Source organism: Sinomonas atrocyanea (assembly GCF_030811715.1).
GTDB lineage: Bacteria > Actinomycetota > Actinomycetes > Actinomycetales > Micrococcaceae > Sinomonas > Sinomonas atrocyanea_A.
In genome coordinates this window covers 18,821-34,152 of record NZ_JAUSRH010000017.1, presented here as the reverse complement: position 1 = coordinate 34,152, position 15,332 = coordinate 18,821, and the positions used below count along the sequence as shown (strand labels likewise).

Annotated in this window: 16 protein-coding genes; 9 read left to right on the top strand and 7 right to left on the bottom strand. The window is 70.6% G+C overall.

The annotated features are described in order from the left end of the window. Positions 1 to 11: 11 nt before the first annotated feature. Together solA and J2W21_RS18645 are read right to left on the bottom strand one after the other, a co-directional pair. Positions 12 to 1,139, bottom strand: a complete 1,128-nt coding sequence (solA, locus tag J2W21_RS18650) for an N-methyl-L-tryptophan oxidase (protein WP_307116014.1) — start codon at positions 1,137 to 1,139, stop codon at positions 12 to 14. 38 nt (positions 1,140 to 1,177) lie between these two features. After that, positions 1,178 to 1,795: a TetR/AcrR family transcriptional regulator gene (locus J2W21_RS18645; protein ID WP_307116013.1), complete on the bottom strand. Its 618-nt coding sequence runs from the start codon at positions 1,793 to 1,795 to the stop codon at positions 1,178 to 1,180. Positions 1,796 to 2,036: 241 nt separating this feature from the next. Here J2W21_RS18645 and J2W21_RS18640 point away from each other — a divergent pair, with 241 nt between their 5' ends. The 5 genes from J2W21_RS18640 to J2W21_RS18620 all read left to right on the top strand — a co-directional run bounded on the left by J2W21_RS18640 (position 2,037) and on the right by J2W21_RS18620 (position 8,335). Next, positions 2,037 to 2,915 carry a tyrosine-protein phosphatase gene (locus J2W21_RS18640; protein WP_307116012.1) on the top strand — a complete coding sequence of 293 codons (879 nt, stop codon included), beginning with the start codon at positions 2,037 to 2,039 and terminating at the stop codon, positions 2,913 to 2,915. Then, complete coding sequence (locus J2W21_RS18635; protein ID WP_307116011.1) at positions 2,899 to 4,350, top strand: APC family permease; 1,452 nt, start codon at positions 2,899 to 2,901, stop codon at positions 4,348 to 4,350. Before J2W21_RS18640 ends, J2W21_RS18635 begins: the two co-directional genes overlap by 17 nt. A gap of 125 nt (positions 4,351 to 4,475) precedes the next feature. Next, positions 4,476 to 5,303, top strand: coding sequence for an SDR family NAD(P)-dependent oxidoreductase (locus J2W21_RS18630; protein WP_307116010.1), 828 nt, complete (start codon positions 4,476 to 4,478; stop codon positions 5,301 to 5,303). Between the two features lie 82 nt (positions 5,304 to 5,385). After that, a complete protein-coding gene (locus J2W21_RS18625) occupies positions 5,386 to 6,804 on the top strand; it encodes an aldehyde dehydrogenase family protein (RefSeq protein ID WP_307116009.1) in 1,419 nt (472 codons plus the stop codon). 400 nt (positions 6,805 to 7,204) lie between these two features. Continuing rightward, positions 7,205 to 8,335, top strand: a complete 1,131-nt coding sequence (locus tag J2W21_RS18620; RefSeq protein ID WP_307116008.1) for an FAD-dependent oxidoreductase — start codon at positions 7,205 to 7,207, stop codon at positions 8,333 to 8,335. 4 nt (positions 8,336 to 8,339) lie between these two features. Here the strand turns inward: J2W21_RS18620 and J2W21_RS18615 are convergent, their stop codons facing one another. After that, positions 8,340 to 9,119, bottom strand: a complete 780-nt coding sequence (locus tag J2W21_RS18615; protein ID WP_307116007.1) for a helix-turn-helix domain-containing protein — start codon at positions 9,117 to 9,119, stop codon at positions 8,340 to 8,342. Between the two features lie 66 nt (positions 9,120 to 9,185). Here J2W21_RS18615 and J2W21_RS18610 point away from each other — a divergent pair, with 66 nt between their 5' ends. Next, on the top strand, positions 9,186 to 9,728 hold the full coding sequence (locus J2W21_RS18610; protein WP_307116006.1) for a VOC family protein: 543 nt from the start codon (positions 9,186 to 9,188) through the stop codon (positions 9,726 to 9,728). A gap of 15 nt (positions 9,729 to 9,743) precedes the next feature. Here the strand turns inward: J2W21_RS18610 and J2W21_RS18605 are convergent, their stop codons facing one another. Next, complete coding sequence (locus J2W21_RS18605) at positions 9,744 to 10,550, bottom strand: hypothetical protein (protein ID WP_307116005.1); 807 nt, start codon at positions 10,548 to 10,550, stop codon at positions 9,744 to 9,746. A 113-nt stretch (positions 10,551 to 10,663) separates the two neighbouring features. Here J2W21_RS18605 and J2W21_RS18600 point away from each other — a divergent pair, with 113 nt between their 5' ends. Next, positions 10,664 to 11,704, top strand: coding sequence for an NAD(P)-dependent alcohol dehydrogenase (locus tag J2W21_RS18600; protein WP_307116004.1), 1,041 nt, complete (start codon positions 10,664 to 10,666; stop codon positions 11,702 to 11,704). A 107-nt stretch (positions 11,705 to 11,811) separates the two neighbouring features. On the opposite strand, the gene J2W21_RS18595 is transcribed toward J2W21_RS18600, so the two are convergent. Continuing rightward, entirely contained in the window at positions 11,812 to 12,090 is a 279-nt protein-coding gene (locus J2W21_RS18595) for a YciI family protein (protein WP_307116003.1), read from the bottom strand. 336 nt (positions 12,091 to 12,426) lie between these two features. Here J2W21_RS18595 and J2W21_RS18590 point away from each other — a divergent pair, with 336 nt between their 5' ends. Both J2W21_RS18590 and J2W21_RS18585 read left to right on the top strand, forming a co-directional pair. Next, positions 12,427 to 13,089 (top strand): NADPH-dependent F420 reductase, encoded by a 663-nt coding sequence (locus tag J2W21_RS18590; RefSeq protein ID WP_307116002.1) that lies wholly within the window; start codon positions 12,427 to 12,429, stop codon positions 13,087 to 13,089. A gap of 86 nt (positions 13,090 to 13,175) precedes the next feature. Next, entirely contained in the window at positions 13,176 to 13,670 is a 495-nt protein-coding gene (locus J2W21_RS18585) for a hypothetical protein (protein ID WP_307116001.1), read from the top strand. 6 nt (positions 13,671 to 13,676) lie between these two features. Here the strand turns inward: J2W21_RS18585 and J2W21_RS18580 are convergent, their stop codons facing one another. Beyond that, on the bottom strand, positions 13,677 to 14,900 hold the full coding sequence (locus tag J2W21_RS18580; RefSeq protein ID WP_307116000.1) for a metal-dependent hydrolase family protein: 1,224 nt from the start codon (positions 14,898 to 14,900) through the stop codon (positions 13,677 to 13,679). Between the two features lie 3 nt (positions 14,901 to 14,903). Next, entirely contained in the window at positions 14,904 to 15,311 is a 408-nt protein-coding gene (locus J2W21_RS18575; protein ID WP_307116060.1) for a GAF domain-containing protein, read from the bottom strand. Positions 15,312 to 15,332 lie beyond the last annotated feature (21 nt).

Sequence of the window (15,332 nt, the reverse complement as noted above, 5' to 3'; positions counted from 1 at the left end):
GGTGTGCTCCGCTAGGCCCTGGATGCGGCGAAGCGCGAGGGCACGAACAGGTCGGTGTCGGGACGGGGGACCTCGTCGACGTGGTCCGCCAGCATCTCGCCCACCGCGGGTGCGTACCGGTATCCGCGGCCCATGTCGCCGGTGCCGATGATGACCCTCGAGGACTGGGGGTGCTGGCCGATCACCCAGTGCCCGTCCTCGACTTCGGCCCACATGCACACCGTGGTGGACCGCGGCTCGAGGTCGATGCCGGGCATCCGGTCGTGGAGCACCTGGAGGATCCTCTCGAGGTCCCCGGACCGCAGGTCCTGGGCGAGGTCGTCGGGGTCGATCCAGTCTTCCTTCCCGGGGACCGAGAACTTCCAGTCCCCGTTGGGCTCCGAGCAGCCGTAGGCCGGCGCCTCGGTGGACCCTGGCGGCTTGGCGAAGTACACGGCGGGAAGGGCGGGGCGCGGCTGGCGGAAGTTGGCCAGAACCTGGCGGGCGACCTTGTACGGCAGATCCAGCTGAAGGAGGTGGTTGGCCCTGGATCCGACCGCGACCACGAGCTTGTCTGCGGTGTACCGGCCCTGGTCGGTCTGGACGAGGACGCCCCCGGGGGTCTCGTCCCACCCCAGAACCTCCTCACCGGTGCGCAGGACGGCACCGTGGCGGCGGGCCTCCGACTGGAGGCCGCGGATCCCCGGCTCGACGAGCGCTACCGTCCCGTTCGGCTCCCACACGGCGACCTCGGCCTCGGAGATCCGGGCCCAGGGGAATCGCCGGCGCGCGGCGGATGCCTCGATGGCCTCGAATTCGAAGTCGGAGGCCTGCAGGGATCCGATGGTCCTGTCGAACCACAGCGAGCCGGGCTCGCCCACGAACAGCGTCCCGGTCCGGTTCAGGATCTGTGTCCCGGTCTCGGCTGCCACACGGTCCCAGAGCTCGAACGTCCGCTTGGTGAAGGCGGTGTACTGCTCGCCGGCGCTGCTGGACTGGCGTGCCAGACGCGTCGCGCCCCCGTGCGAGCCCTCCTTGTGGGGCGGGGTGAACTTATCCAGCGCCAGTACCGACTTCCCGCGGCTGGACAGGTGCCATGCGGCAGCTGAGCCCCACGGGCCCAAGCCGACGACGATGACGTCATAGTTCTCTTGAGACATTTCGTTCCTCCATGGTTGATGGGCGGGGCGCCCGCGGGTCAGACCGCCGCCCGTTGAAGAAGGCCGTCGACGAGCCAGCGGATCGCTTCGATGAGCTGCTCCGACTTCTCGGGCTCGAGCGCCGCCGTGGCGCCGGCGTTGCGTATGGCCCCTACGAGGGTGGCGGCCAGGGCTTCGACAGGGGCCTCCTCCGGGAGCTGGCCGGCGGCCTTGGCGGCGCTGAGGTCCCGCGAGATGAGGGACTGGAACGACCTCGAGGTCGAACCCATCACCTTGGAGACGACTGGCATCACATCGGGGCCCATGACCCCGTAGAAGCGGCCCTCTGGCTCCCGGGTGGCCTGGACGAGCGCCCTCGCCAGCGCCGTGATCCGCGCTGCCGGGTCCTCGACGCCCTCCCTGAGCGTGACGCCCTGGACATACACCGCGTCGGCGACGCGCTGGTAGACCTCCTGCACGATCTCCTCGCGGCCGCCGGGGAAGTGCGCATAGATCGTGCCGCGGGAGACCCCGCTACTGCGGCCGAGCGCCTCAACGGTGGTTTCGGCGTACCCGTCCGTGCCCAGGAGCACGGCGGCCGCGTCGAGGATGTCCCCACGCGTCCGCAGGCGGTTCCGCTCCCGCAGCGGCAGCGGCCTGTCAGTGTTCTCGCTCATGATCTTCCCAGCTCCTTCCGGGCCCCCGCTGTCGCGGGCAGCCACCCGTGTCCTGAACACATCCTTGCACCGGACATCCCGATCTTGAACATGCCGTACAGAGTCTGGACCGCTGAGTCCGGAAGTCGTCATCCGGCCCCTGAGAAAGATTGAACAGCATGTCCAGTGTTGGGACAAGAGATTCGAACTCTATTTTTCTGTCTTCTTGTTAGACGGAGCATCCCATGTTTAGCCTATGGGTATGAACGAGGTCACACTCCCAGACGCCCCCGGCGGGCTGCGGCTCGAGGGAGTCCGGAACTTCCGCGACCTCGGCGGCATGCCGGCAGGGGGAGGCCTGGCCATCCGGCGGGGCGTCCTCTTCAGGAGCGGGCACTTCGGCTCCGCCTCGGCGGCCGACCGGCAGAAGCTGGACGGATTCGGCGCGCGCTTCATCGACCTCCGGCAGACATGGGAGGCGGAGATCGAGGACGCCGCTGGTCGGCTGCACCAAAGGGCCGCGTCTTCGGCGCTCCCTGCCGAGGGCGGCCGGGGGCAGGATGCATCGCTCTGGACGGCCATCCGGAGAGGGCAGGCCGAACAGGCGGCCGCCATCGTGGCGGAAGCGGGAGCGGAAGAGGCCATGATCCGGCTGTACTCCGTCGACATCGCGGACGATCCGGCACCGTATGCGGGGTTCTTGGCCTCGTTGGTCCACGGCGGCCTTCCCGCAGTGGTCCACTGCTCCGCGGGAAAGGACCGTACCGGCTGGGCCATCGCCGTCCTCCTGACCGCTCTCGGGACCCCGGAGGCGGCCATCGTCGAGGACTACCTCCTGAGCTCGCGGCCCGCCAACCAGTACGTCCTCCGGACCCCGGCCGGGCGCGCTGTCCCGATTGACGCGACCACGAAGAAGCGGCTCGATCCGCTCATGGAAGCACGACCTGCCTATCTGCAAGCGGCGTGGGAGAGCGTGGAGCGGACCTGGGGATCACGCAACTCCTACCTCGAGCACGGCCTCGGGATCACACCCCCGGTCCTCACCGCGCTCAGAACAAGGCTGCTCGACGGCGAGACAGCCCAATGCACCAACCCCTTTCCTCTGAATGAGAGAGCGACAGACGATGCTCGAAAGCACTAACTCGGACGCCGCGCGCATGGACGCGCACCAGACCGCCCGGCCCGCAGAGGCCGGCCACCTCCGGCGCAACAAGCTCGGCGTCTTCGCCGTGGCCTTCTTCGTGGTCGCCGCCGCCGCCCCGGTGGCCGCCATCGTCGGGGCAGGCCCCGTCATCTTCGCGGCGGTCGGCCCCGCCACCCCCCTGGTCTACGCGATCACCGCCCTGCTGATCGCCCTCTTCGCAGTCGGATACCTGCGCATGAGCCGGTACATCACCAATGCTGGCGGATTCGTGGCCTACATCGCCAAGGGCCTCGGGCGTTCCTGGGCGACAGCCGGGGCAGGGATCGCCATCCTGACGTACCTGAGCCTGCAGGTCGGCCTGTGGTCGCAGTTCGGAGTCTTCGCAGCACAGCTGCTCAAGACACTCACCGGCCTCGACATACCGCCGCTCGCCCTGATCCTGGTCCTGCTGGCGGCGGCCACTGCACTGACCATCGGAGGGATCGACGCGAGCGTCCGGGTGCTCGGAGTCCTGATCCTGGGTGAGACGACCGTAGTGGCTGTACTCGTCGGATCACTCATCGCCAAGCACGGCTGGGGCGTCTTCACGTTCGCCGGCTTCACCTCCGCCAACCTCTTCGGGCCGGGCCTGGGCATCGCGCTCCTCTTCGCGTTCCTCTGCTTCACCTGCTTCGAGGCAACCGTGGTCTTCTCGGAGGAGGCCGTCAACCCGCGCAAGACGATCCCGAGGGCGCTCTACCTGGTGATCGCCTTCGTCGGGCTCTTCTTCGCCATCTCGACCTGGGCCATCGGGGGTGCCGTCGGCACCGATGCCGTCCAGCAGGCGGCGACCCAGGACCCCGCCGGCTTCATCTTCGACCTCGCCGCCGCCAGCGGTGGCGACGCCTTGAGCATGGCCCTGCAGATCCTCGTCGTCACCAGCTACCTGGCCATGCTCCTGGGCCTGACCAACATGTTCTCCCGCTACCTCTTCGCCCTCGGCCGGGCCGGAGTGCTGCACGCGTCCCTGGCCGACGTCTCGCGCAAGGGCGCACCCGCCAAGGCCGGGCTCTACAACGGCATCGTGATCGCCGCAGTCGTCTCCGCCTTCCTGCTGGCCGGCAGCGACCCGCTCGCCGTTTTCGCCTGGTTCAGCGCCCTGGGAACCGGCGCCTTCATCACGATCCTCATCCTCACCTCGGTAGCCGTGATCGCCTTCTTCGTCCGTCTCCCGGAGGAGACTGGGATGTGGGCGACCAGAATCGCCCCAGCGCTCTCGGTCGTGGTCTTCGTCTACATCGGATACCTCACCTTCGACAACTACGGCTCCCTGCTGGGCGCCGGCAACGGCGCCGCAGAATGGCTGCTGATCCTGATCCCCGTCGTCGTGGCAGCAGGCATCGTGCTCGGGCGCGCCAAACCGCAGATCGACTACTCAGCAGAGGTCATCTGACGAAGGATCGCGGCTGGGCTGCCCCGGTCACCGGGGACACCTCCCCGGTTTCCTGGCCTGAGCGCCACCTTGCACAACGGGCCCCTTCCTGGGGCGAACTGCTAGCCAAGGAGCATGTGAAGCACATGACCACGAAGGACCGACAGGTAGCCATCCTGACGGGCGGTGGAAGCGGCATCGGCGCCAGCACAGCAGCCGCCCTACGGGCCCAGGGCTGGGAAGTCGTCATCTGCGGTCGACGACCCGACGCCCTGGACGCAGTCGCCGAACACACAGGCGCCATCGCGAAAGTGGCAGACATGGACTCGCCCGCAGACATCAACAGGCTCGTCGCCGAAACCATCGACCAGTTCGGCCGGCTCGACGGCCTCGTCCTGAATGCCGGGATCGTGCGGGCGGGCGGTGCGCGAGAACTCTCCGATGAAGACTGGGACGCCATGGTCGCCACTAACCTGACCGGTCCGTTCCGCCTGGCCAGGGCCGCCTTGCCGCATCTGATCAGTTCCAGGGGCGCGATTGTCGGGGTCGCGTCGGCGGCCGCGCTTCGTGCGACCGCCGGCATTGCCGGCTACAACACCACGAAGGCCGGCCTGACCATGCTGATGCAATCCGTAGCAGTGGACTACGGCCCTCTCGGCGTCCGCGCCAACGTCGTGTGCCCCGGCTGGACGCGCACAGAGATGGCTGATGCGGAGATGACCGAACTGGGCGCCTCCGTCGGGGTGTCCAGGGACGAAGCCTACGCGATGGCGACGGCGTTCGCGCCGAGCCGCCGGCCAGCCGAACCGAGCGAGATCGGACAGGCGATCAGCTGGCTGCTCTCCCCAGCTGCTTCCTACCTCAACGCCGCGGTCATCCCGGTCGACGGAGGTCTCATCGCCGTCGAGCCCGGCCAGATCGCCTTCGACGAACGAATCGACTTCCGAGCCCCGATGGAGGAGCCCGCCAACTGAAGCCACCACCAGACAATTCGAGCTGCGCCCTCTCCGAACCCACACGGCCAGCCGTAGCACCAACCCACAACAAGGAAAGACCATGACTGCACAGACTGATCTCAACAATTCCCTGCTGACTGCCATCCAGCCCGACCACGGCGGCCGCGTGATCCTCGATCCCGCCACCGGAGAACCCATCGGACGGGCACCGGAGCACAGTGTCGTCGACCTCCAGGAAGCCATCGACGCAGCAAAGGCTGCCCAGCCCGGGTGGGCCGCCCTCGGGCATGCCCAGCGCACCTCGCTGCTGAACAAGGCTGCCGACGCCATCGAGGCCCATGCCGAAGAGCTCGCAAGGATCCTCTCCCGCGAGCAGGGCAAGCCCCTCAACGGCCCCAACGCCCGCTTCGAGGTCGGAGCCTGCGTCGCGTGGCTGCGCGCCGCCGCGGACACCCCGCTGGAGCCTGAAACCGTGGTCGACGATGGAACCACCCGGGCCGTGCTGACGTACCGCCCGCTCGGGGTTGTTGCCGCGATCGGGCCGTGGAACTGGCCGATGATGATCACCGTCTGGCAGCTGGGCCCCGCCCTGCGCATGGGCAACACCGTCGTCGTCAAGCCCAGCGAGCACACCCCACTGTCCGTCCTGGCCCTGGTCAAGGTCATCAACGAGGCCCTCCCGGCCGGCGTCCTCTCCGCCGTCTCCGGCGGCCGCGAGGTCGGCGAGGCCCTGGCCGGCCACCCAGGCGTGGACAAGGTCATGTTCACGGGCTCCACTGCGACGGGCAAGGCCATCGTGCGCTCCTCCGCGGACACCCTCAAGCGCCTCACCCTCGAGCTCGGAGGCAACGACCCCGGCATCGTGCTCCCGGACGCGGACCCGAAGGCCATCGCCGAGGGCCTGTTCTGGGGCGCGTTCATCAACACCGGCCAGACCTGCGCCGCGCTCAAGCGCCTCTACGTCCATCAGGACATCTACGACCAGGTCTGCCAGGCCATCACCGACTACGCCGCCAACGTCCCCATGGGCGTGGGCCTGGAGGAGCAGAACGTCCTCGGCCCCCTCCAGAACGCCTCGCAGTACGCGATCGTGAAGGACCTCGTCCAGGCCGCCAAGGACTCCGGCGCCCGCATCCTCCTCGGCGGAAACCCCGACCCGGAGGCAAAGGGCTACTTCTACCCCACCACCCTCGTCGCCGACATCGACAACACCAACCCCCTCGTCGCCCAGGAGCAGTTCGGCCCCGCGCTGCCGATCATCAAGTACACCGACATCGAGGACGCTGTGAAGATGGCCAACGCCCTGGAGGTCGGCCTCGGAGCCTCCGTCTGGTCCAGTGACCGCGAAAAGGCGCGCGAGGTCGCTGCGCGGATCGAGGCCGGGACTGTGTGGATCAACGAGCACGGTGCCATCGACCCCCGGGTGCCATTCGGCGGCGCCAAGCAGTCCGGCTACGGCCTCGAATTCGGCGTCGAAGGACTCAAGCACCTCGGCCAGCCCCAGATCATCAAGGGCTGAACCACCCGCCGGCCGGTTCCCCGGCATGGGCCCTGGGGAACCGGCGGTCGCCACCAGAATCTAGACCAGTCCGAAGCAACGGCACCCGAGCCATGCCTTCGGCTGTGCATCAGAACCCTTGCGGATCACCCAAGTGGGCCGCGAGGGTCCCGCTGCGCTTGAGCGCCTCCAGGACCAGGGCCGGTTCGATGGACTGCGTCTGGGCCTCGCTGACCTCGCTCGGCTCAGCCCCGAGACGCTCCTCCAGCGTCGCGAAATCATTTACAGCCGACCCGGTGGACTGACCTGACGCCAGCAATAGACGGACACGTTGGCACGGACAGCGGACCCGGTTGGCGAAGACCCAGCCCCTGATGGATTACTGGAGGCACAGCAGCCGAGAAGACTCAGGAGCAGGGCCATGGAATCGACCGACTACGCTGTCATCGGGGCCGGACTGGCAGGTGCCTCGACCGCATGGCACCTGGCGGCGCGCGGCCACGAGGTGACCGTCCTCGAGCGCACCACCCCGGCCAATGAGCGCGGGAGCTCCCACGGTTCCGCCCGCATCTTCCGCTACGCCTACGAGGACGATTTCTACACGCGCCTCCTCCGGCGCTCCGAGGACGGCTGGGCGGAGCTGGCCCGGCTCAGCGGCCGCCAGCTCATCACCACCACCGGGTCCGTGGACTACGGCGCCGAGCGCGATCCGGCCGCCCTCGCCGCCGTCCTCGAGGCGTGCGGGATCGAGCACGAACTGCTCGGCGCCGACGAGGCCCGCGGCCGGTGGCCCCAGATCGCCTTCGACACCGACATCCTGTGGCATCCCGGCGCGGGCGTCATCGATGCTCAGGAGACGGTCATGGCCCTGGTCCGGGCAGCCGCCGACCACGGCGCCCGGCTCGAGACCGGCTGGGCGGCCCAGTCTGTGGTCCGCGACGGGTCCGCGTTCATCATCACCGCGGAGGACGGGCGGAGGATGCGCGCCGGCCGGGTCGTCGTCGCGGCGGGCGGCTGGCTGCCGCCGCTGCTCAGGGCGCTCCCGCTGCCCGGGGCGTTCCTCGCCGCCATGCCCCGCCTCGAGGTCCGGCAGGAGCAGGCCTACCACTTCCCCTACGCCGGCGCCTCCGCCGAGGAGGCCGCGGCGTGGCCCACGTTCATCCACATGCGCGGACGCTGGACGGCGTACGGGCTCCCCGGTGGGCGCGACGCCGGCTTCCGCGGGCTGAAGGTCGCCGAGTTCAACGGCGGCAAGGTCCTTCCCTCCGCCGCCGAGCAGGACGGCCAGATCGACCCCGAGAACCGGCGCCGCGTCGTCGAGTACGTGCGCGAGTACCTCCCGGGCCTGGTCCCCGAGCCCTATGCGGAGACCACGTGCCTATTCACGAACACCCCGACCGAAGACTTCGTCATCGACTCCGCCGAGGGCATCACGGTCGTGTCCCCCTGCTCCGGGCACGGGGCGAAGTTCGCGCCCGTGATCGGCGAGCTCGCCGCGGACCTCGCCTGTGGCGCCGGGGGAGTCCCGTCGCAGTTCCGCGTCGCCCGGTGAGCCCTCAGCGGCCCGCGTACTCCCGCGGCGTCATCCCGAGGACGGCGCGGAAGTCCCGCGTGAGGTGGGGCTGGTCGGCGTAGCCGAGGCTGTGGGCGAGGTTGGCGAGCGGCGTGCGGGGATCGGCGCGCAGCCGCTCGGCCGCGAGCTGGATCCGCCGCCGGCGCATGAGCGCGGCCGGGGTCGGGCCCAGGAAGTCCGCGGCGAGCCTGTCGAGCGTGCGCTCGGACGCCCCCATCGCGGCCGCGAGGTCCGCCACCTTCAGCAGCCCCGGCCGCGAGTCGGCGAGCTCGGCCATGCGGTTCGCCTCGAGCCCGCGCGGGTCCGCGGCCGGCAGGAGCCCCACGACCCACCGCAGCACGGCGTCCGCCGCCTCGGCGTAGCGGGCCGCCGCCGGCTGTCCAGACCCCATGGCGCGCACGACGGCGCGGTGCACCTTGGGCGCGTCGAGGTCGCGTTCGGCGTCGGCGAACTCCGCGGGCCGGTCGGCGAACAGCGGTGTGGCCGCCGGCCGCAGCAGCAGCCCCACGCCCCAGCCGGTCCCCGCGAGCGTGCGGGTGGAGGCCGACGTCGTGGGTCCGTAGACGGCGAACTTCTCCGGCTCGGCGACGATGTTGAGCGCGGGGTAGCCGAGGACCAGCTGGCGGACGGCCTCGCCCGCGGGGAGGTCCCATTCGACGATCCAGAGGTGCCGCACGGCGTGCGCTGCCCAGTCCGGCGGGGCGATCCTCGTGATCGGCGCGCGCGGGTCGGGGGTCAGCTCCCCGCGAGATGTCGGCTGCACAGGCACAGCCTAGGCGGTGGCGGAATTCTTCAAGAGGACCGCCCGCGCGGCGGTTAGCGTGGCCGCATGAGCGAAGAGACAGAAGAGACCGCCACCGCCCCGCACCGCCGCGCCGCCAACGGCGAGCACACCGTCAACGGGATGCCGCGCGGCTCGACCTCGCTGACGCCGTTCATCGTGGTCGACCGCGCCGAGGCCGCGATCGGCTTCTACGAGGCCGTGTTCGGCGCCCGGCTCCTCTCCCGGACGGACATGCCCGCCCCCGACGGCAGGCCCCTCGTGGCGCACGCCGTCCTCGACTTCCCCAGCGGCCGCCTCGAGCTCGGCGACGCGAACCCGCAGTACCACCTCGTGCTCCCGCCGGCCGGGGACGATGACTGCTACTCCCTGGCTGTCTACGTCCCGGACGTGGATGCCGCCGTGGATCGGGCCGTGGCCGGCGGGGCGACCGTGCGGGAGCCCGCCACCGACTTCGTCTCGGGGGACCGGTTCGCGAGCATCCGCGACCCCTTCGGCATCCGCTGGTCCATCATGACCCGGGTCGAGGACCTCTCCGACGACGAGGTGAAGGCCCGCATCGACGCGTGGGCCGCGTCGCTCGGCGGCTGACGCGGCCGGCGCGGCTCAGGGGGCGCCGTCTGCCGGGATCCCCGCAAGGTAGGCGGGGAACTGCCAGCCGCCGAAGAACCCGAGCGCCTCGATCCAGCTCGCTTCCGTCCCGGCGTCGGCGGGTGCGCCGGCGGCGGTCATCGAGCGGGCGAGGGCGGCGAGGCGCCGCGCGAGCGAGGCGAGCCGGTCCGCAGCCTCGGCCACCCGCGCGGCGGCCCCGGCGTCGTCCGCCGTCCGGGTGCGCACCGCCTCGGCGAGGTGGAGGCGGCACAGGCGCGCGCCGCCGTCGTCCGCCCCGGGGGACCGTCCGCCGAGGCAGGCCGGGCAGGCCGAGGGGAGCCACTCCTCGACCGTCGCCGCGCACCAGCGGCGGGTGTGGCGCAGGAGGTTCGCCTCCGCCGCCAGCGCGGCGCTGTTCGAATTCGCGTACCCGAGGGCGAACCCCTCCCGCCGCGGCCCGGCGAGCTGGGTGCAGAGGTAGCAGCGGCGCGCCGGGGCGAGGGCGGCCTCGGCGCGGCGGCCCCACCCGCGTGGGCGGCCCAGCCGGGCGGACAGGGTGCGGCAGAGGTCCTCGTACAGGACGCACACGTCGAACGGCTGGTGGCCGCCCCGGCCGCCGACCCCGGCCTCCCACAGCTCGATCTCCACCACGGCGTAAGCCCAGGTGTGCCGGGGGCAGAAGCCCAGCGACGCGCGCAGCCAGGCCCGCACCGCCGCGTCCATGATGTCGCCGTGCACGAACGCCCACAGGAGGCGCGTCTCCTCCGTGGTGAGCAGCAGAGGCCCCGCAGGAAGCAGCCCGAAGCGGTCCGGAACAGCCATGCCCGCCTCCTCGCAGCGCGCTGGATGATGCGACTGTACTCCTCGGTAGCGTAGGATGCTGGGCGATGTTTGCCGCATCAAGCAGACTCAACACCCTACGGATTGGAGTCACCATGCCCACCGTCAACGCCTACGCAGCCCCGGGCGCCGCAGAGCCGCTCGTCAAGACCACCATCGAGCGCCGCGAGCTGGGACCGCAGGATGTCCTCATCGAGATCAAATACGCGGGCATCTGCCACTCCGACATCCACACCGTCCGCGGGGACTGGGGTCCCCAGCAGTACCCCCTCACGCCCGGGCACGAGATCGCGGGCATCGTCACCGAGGTCGGCAGCGAGGTGAGCAAGCACTCCGTCGGCGACCGCGTCGGCGTGGGCTGCATGGTCAACTCGTGCGGCCACTGCGTGAACTGCGAGAAGGGCAACGAGCAGTACTGCCTCGAGGGCAACGTCGGCACCTACGGCGCGGTGGACCGCGACGGCACCATCACCCAGGGCGGCTACTCGACCCATGTGGTGGTGACCGAGGACTTCGTCCTGCGGATCCCGGACGGCCTCGAGCTCGACGTCGCGACCCCGCTCCTGTGCGCGGGCATCACCACCTACTCGCCGCTGAACCGCTGGGGCGCGGGCCCCGGCAAGAAGGTGGCCGTGGTGGGCCTGGGCGGCCTCGGCCACATGGGCGTCAAGATCGCACACGCCATGGGCGCCGAGGTCACCGTGCTCTCGCAGTCGCTCAAGAAGAAGGAGGACGGGCTCCGGCTCGGCGCGGACCACTACTACGCCACGTCCGATCCCGAGACGTTCGCCAAGCTCGCGGGCACGTTCGACGTCATCCTCAACACGGTCAGCGCCCCGATCGACCTCAACGCCTACCTCGGCCTGCTCGCCGCGGGCGGCGCCATGGTCAGCGTCGGTGCGCCGCCGGAGTCCCTCGCCGTCAACGCCTTCAGCCTGATCGGCGGCGGCAAGACGCTCGCCGGATCGATGATCGGCGGCATCCGGGAGACCCAGGAGATGCTGGACTTCTGCGCCGAGCACGGCTTCGGCGCGGACATCGAGCTCATCCCCGCGGAGCAGATCAACGAGGCCTACGAGCGCGTGCTCGCCTCGGACGTCCGCTACCGCTTCGTGATCGACGCCGCGACGTTCTGACGCGACGGCCGGAGCCGCTCAGCGAGCTCCGGTGCACGACGGCGCGCCGCACCTTGGGAGGTGCGGCGCGCCCCTGCGTGTGTGGGCGGGCTCAGTCGCGAGCGGGCCTAGGTGAACCGCACGGCGTTCCACTCGAGGACGCGCGGCTCGGCCAGGCCCTCGAGCACGAACGGGTCGCCGGCGACGAACCGCTCGGCGTCCTCGCGCGAGCTGAAGAGCCCCATGGAACTGGCCGCGGGGTCCGGCGTCTGGAACGGGCCGAGCGCGAGGAGGCCGCCGCCGTCGGCCCTGAAGGCCTCGTAGTAGGCCTTGTGCCGCGGGTAGACCTCGAGGACCCGCGCGCGGTCGGCGCCGTCGCGCAGCGTGTAGAGCACTACGAATTCCATGCCCGGATCCTAAGCCGGTAAGGCCCTAGGCCGCCCGTCTGTCCCGCCCGGAGTCCGTGTCCTCGCGGTCCTGGCGGGACGGTTCGCCCTGCGAGGGCTGCCTGCCCTGCGCGGGAACCCTTTCGTTCCTCTGCCTGCGGATCCATTCCTGCCGGTGTTCATGGACGGTCGCTCGCCGCTTCACTGTCCTGCCCTTCCTTCGGCTCTGCGTCCCCCGTATCCGTAACCACTACCCGCCCGGGCGGCCGCAAACCGCGCCGGAATGCCTGGGACGGCCAGGGCGTTGAAAGTCCTAGGTAGTTGACGTGTCCACGACATCGACGGGAGTGCGGCAGCATGGAGCAGGGCATCAGGAGCATCGGCGTCCTCGGGGCGGGCCGCGTCGGGACCGCCGTGGCGCGCGAAGCCCTCAAGGCCGGGTACGAGGTGCGGATCGCCACCGCGAAGCCGGTCGAGGACATCGCGCTCATCGTGGAGATCATCACCCCCGGCGCCCTCGCGGTGACCGCGGCCGAGGCGGCCCAGGCCGACCTCGTGGTTCTCGCCCTGCCGCTGCACAAGTACCGCACGCTCGACCCGGCTGCGCTCGCCGGCAGGGTGGTCATCGACGCCATGAACTACTGGGAGCCCACGGACGGCGCCATGCCCGAGCTGGCCGGCCGCGGCTCCTCCGAGGTGGTGCAGGACTTCCTCGCTGCCTCGCGGGTGGTCAAGACGCTCAACCACATCGGCTACCACGAGCTCGAGGCCGACGGCCGTCCCGCCGGCACGCCCGGCCGCCGTGCCCTCGCGGTCGCCGGGGACGACGCCGCCGCCCGCGAACGGGCGCTCACCTTCGTCGACGCGCTCGGCTATGACGCGGTCGACGCCGGCCCGCTCGCCGCCGGGCGCGCCCTCGAGCCGGGCACCGAGGCCTTCGCCGGGGCGCACGACGCCGCGGGGCTGGCCGAGGCGCTCGGGCGCCACGCGGCGTCGGCCGCCGAGGCCGCCGCCGCGTAGGGCGTCCTCCTCGCTAGGAGCCGCCTCCATGGGGCTGGGCCGGCGTCGTCTTCACCGCAGCCCGTGTGCCCGCCCACAATGGCAGGATGACGATGCCAGGGGCGGCCGATGGGCCCCGTTCAGCCTCGGAGCCGGGAACGGTGGACACGGGCGCCCTGACCACGGCCATCGTGGCGGCAGGTGCCGCGTTCTTCGCCCAGCCCGGAGACTGGACCTTCCTCTCGGTGGTCCTGGGGATCGCCTTCCTGCTGGTCCTCCTGGCGTACCACCGTCCCCGGGAGGGGGCCCCGACGCTGCAGGCGGTCTTCGTCAGGGCTGCGTTCGCCGGGACCGTGGCCCTCTCGCTCTGCATCGCGGCCGGGGCCCCGCTCCAGCTCGTGGCCGAGGGCGCGGGGATGCCCAACGGCCGTCACGAGGCCGCGGACGCGGTCACGGAGTGGGGCAGCTGGGCGTGGGTCCCGGTCGGGCTGCTCGTCTTCTGGCTGGAGCCGAGGATCGCCCGAGCCCTGGCTACGAGCCGGCCAGGGCGGCGCGGGCCGAAGGCCGCAGGCGATGAGGCTCCCCGGGCCGAGGAGCGCTGACTCTCGTCAGGAGGCGCTCCCGCCCCTGACGATGGAACCGTCCTGGATCACGTAGTCCAGGCGCGTGTCGGCGAGGACCGAGAGGTCAGCGAGGGGGTCTTCGCTGCTGATCACGAAATCGCCGTGGGCGCCCGGGGCGATGACTCCCAGCTGGCCTTCGCGCTGCAGGAGGGCCGCTGCGGTCGTGGTGGCGCTGCGGATGACGTCGATGGCCGGCTGGATCTTTCCCCTGATGGAGAACTCCTTGGCCTGGTGCGCCTGCATGCCGCCGAGGAGGTCGGACCCGTAGGCGAGGTTGACGCCTGCCTCGTGGGCCCTGCCGAGCGCCTCGTACCCGCCGTCGAGTACTTCGGCCACCTTCTCCCAGTTCTCCTGGGAGAGCCCGAAGTTGCGCCCCTCCCGCTCCAGCGCCCAGTAGGTCACGAGGTTCATGGTCAAGAACGCGTTGTGCTCCTTGAACAGCTCCAAGGACTCGTCGTCGAGCAGGTTGCCGTGTTCGATGCCCCGCACCCCCGCGCGGAGGGCCCTGTTGATCGCCCGGCCCGTGTAGGCGTGCGCCGTGACATAGCGGTTGGCGGCGGCGGCCTCCTCGACTGCGGCCTCGATCTCTGAGATCGAGTACTGGGTGGAGTCGATGCGGTCCGTTGGCGAGGCGACACCGCCGCCGGCCATGATCTTGATGTGGTGCGCGCCCTTGCGCAGTTCGTCTCGGGCCGCATGGCGTACCTGGTCGACGCCGTCCGCCAGGCGCCCGATGTGGGGGCAGCAGTAGCCGCCGTCGTGGGCTGCCCGGCCCCGAGGCCTGGGGTCGGCATGGCCTCCGGTCTGGGACAGCGCCTTGCCTCCGAAGAACAGGCGCGGTCCCCGCAGGAGCCCTTCGGCCTGTGCGTCATGGAGCCCGAAGTCCGCACCGGCGACGTCGCGCACGGTGGTGAAGCCCCGGTCCAGCATGTCGCCCATGAGCTTCGCGGTGTTCAGGGCCGCGTAGTTCGGGGACCACTCGCCGAGCTGCGTGAGGTCCGCGGTGGCGGCCGTGACGTGGACGTGGCAGTCGATCAGGCCGGGCAGGACGAACTTGCCGCTGGCATCGAGGGTGTCCTGGCCAACGGCAGCCAGATCCGTGCCGATCTCGGCGATGGTGCCGTTGACGACCTTGATGGCCCCCTTCCGGTACTCGCCGGCGGCAGCATCGAGGTAGCGCGCATTGGTGATGAGCAGGTCGTTGGGCATCTCTTACTCCTTCGCGGCGGCGATGATCGCGTCTGCGCCGTCGCTGGCGATGTTCTGTACGGTGTCGACGTCGTCGTCGGTGTAGGCGCCCTCGGCATCGAGGACGTTCAGGACCGCGACGGTCTTCCCGTCAGCGATGACGGGGACATTGATGATCGAGCCGCACCCGAGGCTGGCGATCAGCTCGGCGTCCTTGAAGATGCGGTCGACGTCGGCCTTGCTCCTGCCGAAGAAGGGGACCTGCTCCACCAGGCTGGCTCGGAGCCAGTCGGCGGCCACGTCCTTGCTGACCTCTTTGCGCCCTCCCACCGGGTATTCGACAGGACGGGAGGAGTGGATCCGCTCCATCTCCCGGCCGTCGTTGCGGAAGGCCAGGACGGTGAAGAGCCTGAAGCCGACAGTGCGGGCGATGGCGTCTTCGACGGTGGGGAT

What these genes read in the sequence shown, in the direction of transcription:
- J2W21_RS18610 (WP_307116006.1), top strand. Translation starts at nt 9,186, where the DNA reads ATGAGCGAAGAGACAGAAGAGACCGCCACCGCCCCGCACCGCCGCGCC.
- J2W21_RS18625 (WP_307116009.1), top strand. Translation starts at nt 5,386, where the DNA reads ATGACTGCACAGACTGATCTCAACAATTCCCTGCTGACTGCCATCCAG.
- J2W21_RS18585 (WP_307116001.1), top strand. Translation starts at nt 13,176, where the DNA reads ATGACGATGCCAGGGGCGGCCGATGGGCCCCGTTCAGCCTCGGAGCCG.
- J2W21_RS18605 (WP_307116005.1), bottom strand. Translation starts at nt 10,550, where the DNA reads ATGGCTGTTCCGGACCGCTTCGGGCTGCTTCCTGCGGGGCCTCTGCTG.
- J2W21_RS18580 (WP_307116000.1), bottom strand. Translation starts at nt 14,900, where the DNA reads ATGCCCAACGACCTGCTCATCACCAATGCGCGCTACCTCGATGCTGCC.
- solA (WP_307116014.1), bottom strand. Translation starts at nt 1,139, where the DNA reads ATGTCTCAAGAGAACTATGACGTCATCGTCGTCGGCTTGGGCCCGTGG.
- J2W21_RS18620 (WP_307116008.1), top strand. Translation starts at nt 7,205, where the DNA reads ATGGAATCGACCGACTACGCTGTCATCGGGGCCGGACTGGCAGGTGCC.
- J2W21_RS18590 (WP_307116002.1), top strand. Translation starts at nt 12,427, where the DNA reads ATGGAGCAGGGCATCAGGAGCATCGGCGTCCTCGGGGCGGGCCGCGTC.
- J2W21_RS18630 (WP_307116010.1), top strand. Translation starts at nt 4,476, where the DNA reads ATGACCACGAAGGACCGACAGGTAGCCATCCTGACGGGCGGTGGAAGC.
- J2W21_RS18600 (WP_307116004.1), top strand. Translation starts at nt 10,664, where the DNA reads ATGCCCACCGTCAACGCCTACGCAGCCCCGGGCGCCGCAGAGCCGCTC.
- J2W21_RS18595 (WP_307116003.1), bottom strand. Translation starts at nt 12,090, where the DNA reads ATGGAATTCGTAGTGCTCTACACGCTGCGCGACGGCGCCGACCGCGCG.
- J2W21_RS18640 (WP_307116012.1), top strand. Translation starts at nt 2,037, where the DNA reads ATGAACGAGGTCACACTCCCAGACGCCCCCGGCGGGCTGCGGCTCGAG.
- J2W21_RS18645 (WP_307116013.1), bottom strand. Translation starts at nt 1,795, where the DNA reads ATGAGCGAGAACACTGACAGGCCGCTGCCGCTGCGGGAGCGGAACCGC.
- J2W21_RS18635 (WP_307116011.1), top strand. Translation starts at nt 2,899, where the DNA reads ATGCTCGAAAGCACTAACTCGGACGCCGCGCGCATGGACGCGCACCAG.